Source organism: Oscillibacter sp. KLE 1728 (assembly GCF_934833455.1).
GTDB lineage: Bacteria > Bacillota > Clostridia > Oscillospirales > Oscillospiraceae > Oscillibacter > Oscillibacter welbionis.
Genome location: NZ_CAKVVF010000067.1, coordinates 1 through 11,198, shown reverse-complemented (window position 1 = coordinate 11,198; position 11,198 = coordinate 1). Strand labels below are relative to the sequence as shown.

At 61.6% G+C, this 11,198-nt stretch carries 11 protein-coding genes and 1 pseudogene; 4 read left to right on the top strand and 8 right to left on the bottom strand.

Going from position 1 to position 11,198, the window contains the following annotated elements; all coding sequences use genetic code 11:
• From QVE23_RS08310 to QVE23_RS08290, 5 genes are all read right to left on the bottom strand, one after another.
• The coding region (locus tag QVE23_RS08310) for a helix-turn-helix transcriptional regulator (RefSeq protein ID WP_287967920.1) at positions 1-318 on the bottom strand (318 nt) is incomplete at its 3' end.
• A gap of 365 nt (positions 319-683) precedes the next feature.
• Entirely contained in the window at positions 684-1,553 is an 870-nt protein-coding gene (locus QVE23_RS08305; RefSeq protein ID WP_025544024.1) for a radical SAM protein, read from the bottom strand.
• Positions 1,550-2,824, bottom strand: coding sequence for an aspartate aminotransferase type Ic (locus QVE23_RS08300; RefSeq protein WP_287967919.1), 1,275 nt, complete (start codon positions 2,822-2,824; stop codon positions 1,550-1,552). The genes QVE23_RS08305 and QVE23_RS08300 overlap by 4 nt, the downstream gene beginning before the upstream one ends.
• 143 nt (positions 2,825-2,967) lie before the next feature.
• A complete protein-coding gene (locus QVE23_RS08295) occupies positions 2,968-3,303 on the bottom strand; it encodes a hypothetical protein (protein WP_021751899.1) in 336 nt (111 codons plus the stop codon).
• Between the two features lie 89 nt (positions 3,304-3,392).
• On the bottom strand, positions 3,393-4,400 hold the full coding sequence (locus QVE23_RS08290; protein WP_158629679.1) for an adenosine deaminase family protein: 1,008 nt from the start codon (positions 4,398-4,400) through the stop codon (positions 3,393-3,395).
• A gap of 190 nt (positions 4,401-4,590) precedes the next feature.
• On the opposite strand from QVE23_RS08290, the gene QVE23_RS08285 reads away from it, so the two are divergent.
• Entirely contained in the window at positions 4,591-5,955 is a 1,365-nt protein-coding gene (locus tag QVE23_RS08285) for an MATE family efflux transporter (RefSeq protein ID WP_021750896.1), read from the top strand.
• Positions 5,956-6,024: 69 nt separating this feature from the next.
• Here QVE23_RS08285 and QVE23_RS08280 read toward each other — a convergent pair whose 3' ends face one another.
• The 3 genes from QVE23_RS08280 to QVE23_RS08270 form a co-directional block, all read right to left on the bottom strand.
• Complete coding sequence (locus QVE23_RS08280; protein ID WP_025544447.1) at positions 6,025-6,423, bottom strand: hypothetical protein; 399 nt, start codon at positions 6,421-6,423, stop codon at positions 6,025-6,027.
• A gap of 112 nt (positions 6,424-6,535) precedes the next feature.
• Positions 6,536-7,267: a PHP domain-containing protein gene (locus QVE23_RS08275; RefSeq protein WP_119311199.1), complete on the bottom strand. Its 732-nt coding sequence runs from the start codon at positions 7,265-7,267 to the stop codon at positions 6,536-6,538.
• A gap of 61 nt (positions 7,268-7,328) precedes the next feature.
• The gene (locus QVE23_RS08270; RefSeq protein ID WP_025544449.1) at positions 7,329-8,333 is read right to left on the bottom strand and encodes a LacI family DNA-binding transcriptional regulator; all 1,005 of its coding nucleotides are present in this window, start codon (positions 8,331-8,333) and stop codon (positions 7,329-7,331) included.
• Positions 8,334-8,983: 650 nt separating this feature from the next.
• On the opposite strand from QVE23_RS08270, the gene QVE23_RS08265 reads away from it, so the two are divergent.
• From QVE23_RS08265 to QVE23_RS08255, 3 genes and pseudogenes are all read left to right on the top strand, one after another.
• Positions 8,984-9,817: a transketolase gene (locus QVE23_RS08265; RefSeq protein WP_287967918.1), complete on the top strand. Its 834-nt coding sequence runs from the start codon at positions 8,984-8,986 to the stop codon at positions 9,815-9,817.
• Between the two features lie 14 nt (positions 9,818-9,831).
• Positions 9,832-10,806 (top strand): transketolase family protein, encoded by a 975-nt coding sequence (locus tag QVE23_RS08260; protein WP_021750902.1) that lies wholly within the window; start codon positions 9,832-9,834, stop codon positions 10,804-10,806.
• 76 nt (positions 10,807-10,882) lie between these two features.
• Positions 10,883-11,198 (top strand): annotated as a pseudogene (locus QVE23_RS08255) (4-hydroxybutyrate dehydrogenase); the annotation flags it as partial.

The following is an 11,198-nucleotide window of genomic DNA, read 5'->3' as shown; positions in this document are numbered from 1 at the left end:
GGCCAAAACAACGGCGCCGATCACAAGCAGCCTCATCCACTGCTTTTCTTTTTTCTGTACCGTCTGCTCCGGCCCCTTCTCTGCAGCCGGGGCCGCCGGAGCAGGAGCAGGAAGTTCGTCCCCGCTTTCATCCAGCAGATACTCCAGCGGGACGTTATAGAGCCTGCTCAGAGATTGCAGATTTTCTATTGATGGCCTGGACGTCCCTGTTTCCCATTTTGTTACGGCCTGCCGGGACACATCCAGCTCTTCCGATACCTCTGCTTGGGACAGCCCTTCTCTTTTTCGCAAGCGAGCCAATTTTTTATCTAAGGTCATTGTTTACATCTCCAAATCTATCCCAGCAAGAAATGAAAGTAAACCGCGCGCGGCTTACTTTCCAGCAACCAACGGTTGCCAACTGGGTTTTTTATCCTTTTTTTGAGGTTTCCATGCCCCGGAATGTCCGCTCACGCTGCGCCGCTGCACATATCACGTTGGACTTTCAAGGGGGGCCGGGCAACACCAAACAGGGGGATGCCGCCTCCTTTTCAGCCCAGTAGTTGGTCTTGCGCACAGAACCGACATCCCACCCCGCTTGGAAATCGGCCCTATGGTATCATCTCCGGCAGGGGCTGTCAAGCCTGCGGTCCCGGGCAAAAAAGCAGCCGCAGAGCGTTGCTCTGCGGCTGTTTCATTTGGTTTTACAGGCCCCGCCACTCCTCCGGCCGGAGGCGGCTCAGGTCGTGCTCCGCCGCATCGATGGTGCGGAGCATGGCCTCCTTGTCCCGGTTCAGCGTGCCCTTCAGCACCAGGTAGTTGCTGGCGTGATTCATCCGGAACACGCTGCCGGGGCTGTCCAGATGCTCCATCAGCAGCCGGGTTTCCTCCAGCACCTGGGGCTGGGTCAGCAGTTGGAAGCTGCCGTCCCGCACCCAGTCGTAAAGGGGCGTCTCCGGCTCCACCATCAGCGTCAGCATCCCGATATACTCCGGGTTCATGGCGTTGAATGCCTCCGCCGTCTCGATGGCGTGGCGCTCCAGCAGCTCCGGGCCGCCCAGGCCCGTGATGGCGGTGACGGACAGCGCCATGCCGCACCGGCGGACCTTCCGGCCCATCTCCACGATCTCGGCGGACATGTGGCCCTTGCGCATCCGCTTCAAAACGTCGTCGCACCCGGACTCCAGTCCCATGTAGACCATGGTCAGGCCCTTGTCCCGCAGCGTCCGCAGCTCCTCCTCCGTCCGGATACGGATGGAGGCAGGGGACGCGTAGCTGGTGACCCGCTCACACTCTGGGAACAGCTCCCGAATGGTGTCCAGGATGGTGTAAAGCTCATTCGCTTTCCGGACTAATGCGTCGCCATCTGCCAGAAACACCCGGTCCACCCGGCGGTACACGCCCCGGGCGATGCGGAAGTCCTCCAGCACCTCCTCCAGGGGACGAATGGCGAAGTGCTTCTCCTTATACATGCTGCAGAAGGCGCAGGTGTTGTGGCTGCACCCGTAGGTCACCTGGACGATGAGGCTGTACGCCTCAGAGGGCGGACGGTAAACGCTTCCCTTGTATCTCATACGCCCAGCTTCTCCAGGGCCGCCATCTTCAGGCAGACGCACAGCACGGCGATGGCCTGCTCCAGCTCCTCAACAGGGGGCAGGGAAGGCGCGATGCGGATATTGCTGTCCTGGGGATCCTTGCCATAGGGGAAGGTGGCGCCTGCGCCGGTCATGGTGACGCCCGCCTCCTTGCACAGGGCCAGCGTCCGCTTGGCGGTGCCGGGCATGGCGTTCAGAGAGACGAAGTAGCCGCCCTTGGGCCGCCGCCAGGAGGCGATCTCCAGCGGCGCGATCTCCCGGTCCAGCGCGTCCACCACACAGCGGAACTTGGGGCCCATGATGGCGGCGTGCTTCTTCATCAGCTCCAGGGTGTGGGCCTTGTCCTTGAGATAGAGCACATGGCGCTGCTGGTTCACCTTGTCGAAGCTGATGACCTGAACGGTGAGGAGCTTTTCCATGTAAGCCATGTTGGCCTCGGAGCAGGCAAAGCAGGAGATGCCGGCGCCGGGCAGGGTCACCTTGGAGGTGGAGGCGAACTCGAACACCATGTCGGCGTTGCCGTATTTTTCACACTCCGCCAGGATGTCCGGGAACTCCACATAGTCCCCCTCGAACTCATGGATACAGTAGGCATTGTCCCACATCAGCAGGAAGTCCGGGGCGGCGGGCTTCATAGAGGCGATGCGCCGGATGGTCTCGGCGGAGTAGATGATGCCGTCGGGGTTGGAGTACTTGGGCACGTTCCACATGCCCTTGACCGCCGGGTCCTGGATGGCCTTCTCCACCGCGTCCATGTCCGGTCCCTCGTCCGTCATGGGGATGGTGACGAGCTCAAAGCCAAAGGACTCCGTCACCTTGAAATGGCGGTCATAGCCGGGGGCGGGGCACAGGAACATCACCACGGGCTCCCTGCACCAGGGGCGCTCGCTGTGGAGCAGACCATGGGTATAGGCCTTGGAGATGGTATCGTACATCAGCTGCAGGCTGGCGTTGCCGCCCACGAACACCTGCTCCGGCCGGCAGCCCAGGATCTCCGCGAACAGCCGCTTGGCGGCGGGCAGGCCACTGAGTTCGCCGTAGTTACGCACGTCGACGCCGTCGGACACGTAGTCTTCCGGCTTCTGCATCAGGCTGAAAATATCGCTGACCAGATCCAGCTGCGCCTTACCGGGCTTGCCCCGGGCCATGTTCAGATTCAGTCCCCGGGCCTTCAGCTCCTCGTACTCCCGGGTCACCTCGGCGTATTCCGCCTTCCGCTCCTCGGCGGTCATCTTGGGATAAGCAGTCATTACAGCGCTTCCTTTCTGTTGAAAAATCTTTACAAATCCAATTCAGTATATCGTTTTTTCAACAAACTTGCAACCCCATTTCTCCTGGGCGCAAACACGAAAAGGGCCCCGCCGAAATGGGCGGGGACCCTGTTCCGCTTTCCTCAGCAGCCGCCGCAGCCGATGCAGCTCTCTGCGCAGGTGATGGTGGGGTCGCAGGTAGAAATGGTCGTGCCGTAGCGGACCGGGATGGAGACACAGACCTTCTGGGTCATAGTCACGGTGCACATGGTTCCGTCTGCATTGGTGGCGCAGGTGATGGTGGGATTGCCCTGACAGGTGACGGTGGGGCTGCCCATGACTGCGGTGGGGGACAGGATCACGGAGGCAGTCACATCCACACACTGGGTACTGACCTTGTTGCAGCCGTTCAGGGGGCAGGATTCTTCGGACTGATATGGTAAAATGGGCTCATGCTCATAGGCTTCATTGATACGCAAAGGAATTCCCTCGTTTCATGGAAATTATATCCGGCGTTTCCGCCCTGGATACAACCCATCTTATGCGCGGCAACGCCTGACTGCGCCTGTCAGCTCTGCTGAAATTCTGCAAGGGCCCGCCGCAGGAAGTTCTTGGTCTCCGGTCCGCAGAAGGCGGCGTCCACCGCCGCCTCCTGGCAGGCCAGCAGTTCCTCACGGCTCATATAGGCGAATTCTGCGGCCCGGCGCAGCTCCTCCGTCAGGGTCAGCCCGCCCAGGAAGGTAGGATCGTCCCGGCTCAGGGTCACCACCGCCCCTGCATCCAGCAGACGCCGCAGGGGATGATCCTCCCGCCGCCGGTACAGCAGTGTCAGGTTGGAGGTCAGGCAGATGTTCAGCGGCACCCGCTCCCGCACCAGCCGGGCCGTCAAATCCGCGTCCTCTGCCGCCCGGACGCCGTGGTCCAGCCGGTCCGCCTCCAGGAGATCCAGGGCGTCCCGCACGCCATCCGGCCCGCTGCTCTCCCCGGCGTGGGCGGTGCGGCCGAAGCCCGCCGCACCCGCCGCCAGGAACGCCGGACGGAACCGCTCCCCCGTTCGGCCCGCCAGGGCCTCGTTCCCGTCAATGGAGAGGCCCGCCAGCCGGTGGGTCCGGTGGGCTTTCATATCCTCCACCAGGGCCATGGCCTCCGCCCCCGTCTGGGTGCGGGAGAGAGACAGCGTGAATCGGCAGTCTGCGCCGCCCTGTGCCGCAGCCCGGTCAAACCCAGCGGTCACCGCGGCGATGATCTCCGGTACCGAGAACTGGGGCCAGTGGGTGGGGTTCAGGATCATCTCGCTGTACAGGATATGCTCCCGTCCACTCTCCAACGCAGCGTGCTCCGCCGCCTCCGCCAGCTCCTCCGGCGTGCCCACAAAGGAGCAGATGTTGTCCAGAAAGGCGAGGAAGTCGCTCAGGTCCTCAGCAGAGCAGTCGTACAGCCGCTCCGCCGGGCGGGGCAGCTCCCGCCCCTGCCGGGCCGCGAACCGCGCCAGCATCTCCCCCGGCATGGTGGACTCCAGATGGACATGGAGCTCCACCTTGGGCATGCGCGTCAAAAAGGCAGTCAGATGTTCCATTGCGTTTGCTCCTCTGGTTGTTTTTTCTATAATGAATGTAGGGCACCGGAGGGAACCACCGGACCCGCTGTTTTCCATTATACCATACCGGCGCCGATGTGCCAATCCCCGGAAAATACCCTTCCCTTTTGTCAGAGCCGTGCTATAATTCTGTTAGGATCATGTAAATATTTCAGGAGGAGGGCTCTCCATGGGTGAAGAACAGGAACAGAAATTCCACCAGCTCACAGAAGAACCGGTGAGCCGGGTGATCTCCCATCTGGCCGTTCCCTGCATCATCAGTATGCTGGTGACCGCTTTTTACAACATGGCGGACACCTTTTTTGTGGGGATGCTGCGCAGCAACGCTGCCACTGGCGCTGTGGGCGTGGTGTTTTCCATGATGGCGGTGATCCAGGCTGTGGGCTTTTTCTTCGGCCACGGCAGCGGCAACTTCATCTCCCGGGAGCTGGGGCGGCGCAATACGGATTCGGCCTCCAACATGGCGGCCACCGGCTTTTTCTCCGCCCTGTTCACCGGACTCCTCATCTGCGTTTTCGGCGAGATCTTCCTGACGCCCCTGGCCGCGTTCCTGGGCTCCTCCCCCACCATTCTGCCCTATGCCAAGGACTACCTGCGCGTCATTCTCATCGGCGCGCCGTGGATGACCGCCTCCCTGGTACTGAACAACCAGCTGCGCTTCCAGGGCAACGCCATCTACGGCACCATCGGCATCGCCAGCGGCGCCGTGCTGAACATCGGGCTGGATCCCCTGCTGATCTTCGTCTTTGACCTGGGAGTGGCGGGCGCCGCCTGGGCCACCATCATCAGCCAGTTCGCCGGGTTCTGTCTGCTGCTGGCGGGCTGCACCCGGGGCGCCACCCTTCACATCCACATCTCCCGCGTCCAGCTGAAATGGTCCTACTTCAAGCTCATCATCCAGGGCGGGCTGCCTTCCCTGGCCCGGCAGAGCTTGGCCAGCGTGGCCACCATCTGCCTCAACCACGCCGCCATGCCTTACGGAGACGCGGCCATCGCCGCCATGGGCGTGGTCCAGCGGATCACCACCTTCGGCGCCTCCGCCATGATCGGATTCGGCCAGGGCTTCCAGCCGGTGTGCGGCTTTAACTACGGTGCCCGGCTGTATCACCGGGTGAAGGAGGGCTTCTGGTTCTGCGTGAAGGTGGCCGCCGTCTTTCTGCTGGTGATCGGGGCACTGGGGTTCGCCTTTGCACCGCAGCTCATCGCCCTGTTCCGGGATGACCCGGGGGTCATCGCCATCGGCACGGTAGCCCTGCGGTTCCAGTGCGTGACTTTCTTCTTCCAGGCGTGGATCACCATGAGCAACATGATGCTCCAGACCATTGGGCGGACCGTTCCCGCCACCTTTGTCGCCATGGCCCGGCAGGGCATTTTCTTCATTCCCCTGGTGTGGCTTCTCTCCCTGTCCCCGTTGGGACTTCTGGGCGTCCAGATGGCCCAGTCCGTCTCCGATCTTCTCACTCTGGCGGCGGCTGTCCCCATTCAACTGTATGTACTGCGCCAGATGTCACAGATGCAGCCCGCCAAGGTTTGAACCCGAAACAGGAAAAAGCACCCTGCGGCCGACGGCCGCGGGGTGCTTTCAGGTTGTCTTACGGTCCTCTCATGCGGGCAGCAGCGCCTCCACCGCGGCGGCCAGCGCCTCACCCTCCCGAATGGCATAACTCCAATCCGGATCCTGATAAACGGCGAAGAGCCCGTCCTCCATGGAGAGTACCACGTGCAGGGCCTCCTCTCCGCCGACGACGTTCACCTCCACCATATCCCGGAAGGAATGCGCCGGGAGTCCGCCCCGGGAAATCAGACCGCGGGAGGCGCCCTCCAGCAGATCCAGCACCTCGTCCCCGTCCACCTGGGACGAGATCTCCTGTCCCCGGTAATAGAGCGAGGTGAGCCGGTACTCCACCTCCTCGTCCAACACGGGAGCCGACAGGGACAGCACCACCGCTCCGGCCGCCACTGCCAGCACCGCAACGATCAGCACCACAATGCTCTTTCGCATCCCATCACCTCCTGTTTTTTCCATTATATCCGGCTCCGCTCCCCGCTGTCAAGCAAGAAAGCGCCGCCAAAGGCAGCGCTTTTCTGTTCGGCTCCGCGGCGCGGACAAGCTGTTATTCCGCAGGTTCTGCCCGGCGCAGAGCCTCATCCGCCGCCGCCAGCTCCGGAAAGACGGGCGACCAGAGGCGGAAGCACCGCCCTTCGATCATGCGCCGGTAGGCAAAGGAATCCCGCACCCGCTCCGGCAGGAGGACGCCAGCCCGGCACTCGTCACCATCCTCGTGGGTGTCAGACCCTGCCAGGCGCAGATACTCCGGGTGGCGCTTCGCCAGCTCCAGGGCCCGGTCGTTATGGTTTTCATGGCGGGGATGGGCGTTGAGGATCTCCGTGCCGTGGACAGCATCTTCAAATACCGTGGTATTGCCGTCGCGGTAAGGGTGGGCGTGGACGATCAGTACTTGGTCGTGGAATTTCCGGTAGAACTCCCGGGCGCTCATGCAGCACAGATATGGGTTCGCCCGCAGCCACGTCTCGTCAATGCCATAGACCAGATAGTCGTTGTCGTTCTCCGGGAAGCGCAGCTCCGCCCCCAGGATCACATCCAGCCCCAGTTCGTCTCCCCGGGCCTTGGAGGCCCGGTAGCCGGCAAGATAGTGGTCGATCACATGGTCCCAGTTGTGGTCCGTGTCAATCCGGGACAAGTACTCCGGGTGGAGGTGATCCGTCACCACCAGGCCGGAAAATCCGTGCCCGGCATAGCGATCCACCACCTCCGCCGCCGGCAGATGGCCGCATTTGCTGGTCTCCGCCGTGTGGGTGTGGGGGTCGTAGAGATACTCTTTCATAGCTGATCGCCTCTTCTTATCCGTCAAGCAGTGCGCCGCGCCGCAGAACGGCAGACGTCTCTCATGTCAACGCCCTGCAGGAGCTGCGCTTCACCAGACTGGGCATCAGGATCTGATGGACGTAGCCCTGGGTGCCCCGCTCGATCTTATCCAACAGAATCTCCACCGCCTGAAGGGCCATCTCCCGCTTGGACTGCTCCACCGTAGTCAGGTCGATCCGCGGCATGGCGGCAGATGCGATGTTGTCAAATCCCATCAGACTCAGCTGCTCCGGCACCCTGATCCCAAGCTCGTCCGCCGCCCGCAGAATCCCCAGGGCGTTGGAGTCCGTGGAGGCCAGGATGGCCGTATAGTCCAGGGGCTTGGTAAACAGCTCCCGGGCCAGCTCATAGCCGCCGGCCACTGAGGAGCGGGGAAAGCTGCTGTCCACAATCCGCGGTGTCAGCCCCATGTCCCGGCAGGCCCGCAGGTAGCCCTCTGCCCGCAGCTGGTGGGTGACGGTGTGCCTGCGGCCGAAGTACAGGATCTCCCGGTGCCCCAGGCTCCGCAGGTATTCCATGGCCAGGTAGGTGGCCCCGGTATTGTCCGTGGTCACACAGCTGAGGGGTTCGTCCCGCAGATCCTCGCTGAGGAAGACCGTGGGCACCTGCTCCGTGTAGACCCGGAGCTCCTCACAGCTCCGGTGCTCCTGGGGGACGATCAGCATCCCGTCCACCTGGCGGCCCACCAGCAGCTTTACCACCGCCTTCTCCTGCCGCAGATCCGGCCCGGAGTTGCACAGCATGAGATTGTAGCCCCGCGCCCGGGCGCTCATCTCCGCGTGGTACGCCAGCTCTGCCATGAACTGATTGTCAATAGAAGGCACTACCAGACCGATCAGCTCCGTCCTCCGCATGACCATGGAGCGGGCCACATAGTTTTTGGTGTAGCCCATCTCGTCGCACAGGCGCAGGATCCGCTCCCGGGTCTCCCGCCCGATCTGTGGGCTGCCTGACAGAGAGCGAGAGACTGTGGAATAAGAGACGCCCGCCGCTCGGGCCACGTCCTTCAGCGTGACGTTCTTCATCTGACTCTGCCTTTCCCGCCGCCGGTGCGGCGCATTCTGCGCAAACGCTTTCCCCACCCGCCAAAGCCGGCCGGAGGCGTATGCCGTCCCATATAGAATAGCGAATTTGCCGGGGCTTGTCAATTACAGAACGATGCAGGGCCTTCCGCCGCAAGCCTTGCCGCCCGTAGGTGTTTCTGGAAAATTGAGGAAAACCTTGAAGTGCTGCTTCCCATGGTTTTCCTTTCTCTAGGTAGTCACTCCCCCCTGCGCCTGTGTACCTTCCTATCTGCGGAAGTTATTCTTGTGAAAATTCAAACTCATATTGACTCCGTATAGGAGGATGGGGTAAAATATAGAAAATGTCAGGGTTGATTTTTGGTCAAAACCACCATATTTTTGTGCAGACATTGGGAAATCCGCCGATACACGCTTCTTCAGGTTCGCCCCACGGCACCACCGGCGGGACGAATTTTCAAAAACCTTTGATAACCCCCTTTTCATGTTTTGGAATTTGTGGTATTCTGAAAGCGAAGTAATCGTTTTGCTTTTTCTGTTGGCGCACACACATTGCATTCTCACTTCTCAGCGACCTGTCCCCCTGTCGAACCTATGCGGCGCAGGTTTCCGCGCGGCGTGCAATTTAAGTGAAGGAAAGGAAGAAACACCCCATGAACGAAAAAAAGTGCAAAGTTCTGGCGGCTGAGATCCGGCTGGAAACGCTGAAGGTCATCCACTCCCGGGGCTTCGGCCACGTGGGCGGCTCCATGGACCTGGCGGACCTGATGGCCGTCCTGTACGGAGAGGTTATGAAGTTTGACCCGAAGAACCCCCGGTGGGAGGATCGGGATTGGCTGGTCCTGTCCAAGGGCCACGCGGGCCCCGTGGCTTACGCCACTTTTGGCCTGATGGGCTACTATCCCATGGAGGAAGCTTATACCCTCAACCATCCTCACACCAAGTTCCCCAGCCACACCGACCGGAAGCTGACCCCCGGCGTGGATCTGACCACCGGCTCTCTGGGCCAGGGCGCCTCCACCGCCACCGGCGCCGCTCTGGGCAACAAGATCGATGGCCGTGACAGCCACGTGTTCTGCGTCATCGGCGACGGCGAGGCCGACGAGGGCCAAGTCTGGGAGGCATTCCACTTCGCATACGCCCACAAGCTGGACAACATCATCTACTTCATCGACAACAACGGCTATCAGCTGGACGGCCCCACCGCCGACATCCTGGACCACGGCAACATTGCCAAGAAGGCGGAATCCTTCGGCCTGTATACCCAGGAGATCGACGGCCATGATGTGAAGGCCATCTACGACGCCATCCAGAACGCTTACACCAAGAAGGGCGTGCCCAGCTGCATCGTGCTGGACACCTGCAAGGGCAAGGGCGCCACTTTCGCTGAGCCCAAGCACGACCACTCCTCCCAGCCCAATGAGGAGCAGTGGGCCGAGGCGCTGGCCGCCGCGGAAAAGGCTCTGGAAGACGCCAAGAACGCTTGAGGAGGGTGAGAGCAATGAACGTGAAACTGATCGGTAAGCATGAAAAGGACTCCCGGGCCTGCCGGGACGGTCTCGCCCTGACCCTGGACGAGATGATGGCGCAGGACAAGTCCATCTGCTATGTGGACTGCGACCTGATGGGCTGCATCAACACCAAGCGGCTGCGGGAGCACTATCCCGACCGGGCCTTTGAGGCCGGCATCGCCGAGGGCAACGCCGCCGGTGTGTCTGCGGGTCTCGCCGCCACCGGCAAGAAGGTTTTCTTCCACTCCTTCGGTACCTTCTCCTCCCGCCGGTGCTATGACCAGATCTATATGTCAGCTGCCTATGCCGGGCTGACGGTCCATGTTCTGGGTTCCGACGCCGGCGTCACCGCCGCGTTCAACGGCGGCACCCACATGCCGCTGGAGGATGCAGCCATGTACCTCTCCATCCCCGAAACCACAGTGCTGGACCCCGCCGACTATGACCAGCTTGCCAGTATCACCCGCCAACTGGTGAACATCGACAAGGGCGTCACCTACACCCGGTTCGTCCGCAAGGGCATCATCCAGGTGTACGGCGAGGGAAGCGAGTTCGAGATCGGCAAGGGTGTGGTGCTGCATGAGTCCGACAAGGATCAGGCCACCATCATCACCTCCGGCATCATGGTGGACGAGTCCCTGAAGGCCTATGAGGCTCTGCAGGCAGAGGGCATCTCTGTCCGGGTCATCGACATGTTCACCTGGAAGCCCCTGGACGAGGAGCTGGTGGTCAAGGCCGCCAAGGAGACCGGTGCCATCGTCACCGCCGAGAACCACAACGTCACCTGCGGCCTGGGTTCTGTTGTGGCCAACTGCCTGTCCAGGAACGCCCCCACCGTACAGGAATTTGTGGGCGTGCAGGACCAGTTCGGTCAGGTGGGTCCCCAGGACTTCCTGATGGACGAGTACGGCCTCCGCGCCGCCAACATCGTGGCCGCCGTCAAGAAGGCCATCGCCCGCAAATAAGTTCAGATACCCGGCGGGGTCCCTCAGGGGCCCTGCCTGTATCGCCATATATCATTTTGAAAAGGAGACAAGAATCATGGATGCTTTTTCCGCTTCCCTGATGGCTGACAAGCGGGAGATTATTTTCGCTCCCACAGTGTACAAGTTCCAGACCTTCGCCCAGATGGCGGAGGAGTTCAAGCTGAACGAGCGGGACGTGGTGCTGACCAACGAGTTCATCTACACCCCCTTCATGAAGGATCTGGGCCTCAAGTGCCATTATGTGTTCCAGGAGAAGTTCGGCGCTGGCGAACCCAGCGAGGAAATGATCCAGGTCATGTACGACGCCATCCCCTACGACAGCTATGACCGCGTCATCGCCGTGGGCGGCGGCGCCATCATGGACCTGTGCA

Excerpts from the sequence above, each read along its gene's own strand:
- QVE23_RS08290 (WP_158629679.1), bottom strand. The coding sequence starts at position 4,400 with ATGGAACATCTGACTGCCTTTTTGACGCGCATGCCCAAGGTGGAGCTC.
- QVE23_RS08285 (WP_021750896.1), top strand. The coding sequence starts at position 4,591 with ATGGGTGAAGAACAGGAACAGAAATTCCACCAGCTCACAGAAGAACCG.
- QVE23_RS08260 (WP_021750902.1), top strand. The coding sequence starts at position 9,832 with ATGAACGTGAAACTGATCGGTAAGCATGAAAAGGACTCCCGGGCCTGC.
- QVE23_RS08265 (WP_287967918.1), top strand. The coding sequence starts at position 8,984 with ATGAACGAAAAAAAGTGCAAAGTTCTGGCGGCTGAGATCCGGCTGGAA.
- QVE23_RS08280 (WP_025544447.1), bottom strand. The coding sequence starts at position 6,423 with ATGCGAAAGAGCATTGTGGTGCTGATCGTTGCGGTGCTGGCAGTGGCG.
- QVE23_RS08270 (WP_025544449.1), bottom strand. The coding sequence starts at position 8,333 with ATGAAGAACGTCACGCTGAAGGACGTGGCCCGAGCGGCGGGCGTCTCT.
- QVE23_RS08275 (WP_119311199.1), bottom strand. The coding sequence starts at position 7,267 with ATGAAAGAGTATCTCTACGACCCCCACACCCACACGGCGGAGACCAGC.
- QVE23_RS08300 (WP_287967919.1), bottom strand. The coding sequence starts at position 2,824 with ATGACTGCTTATCCCAAGATGACCGCCGAGGAGCGGAAGGCGGAATAC.
- QVE23_RS08305 (WP_025544024.1), bottom strand. The coding sequence starts at position 1,553 with ATGAGATACAAGGGAAGCGTTTACCGTCCGCCCTCTGAGGCGTACAGC.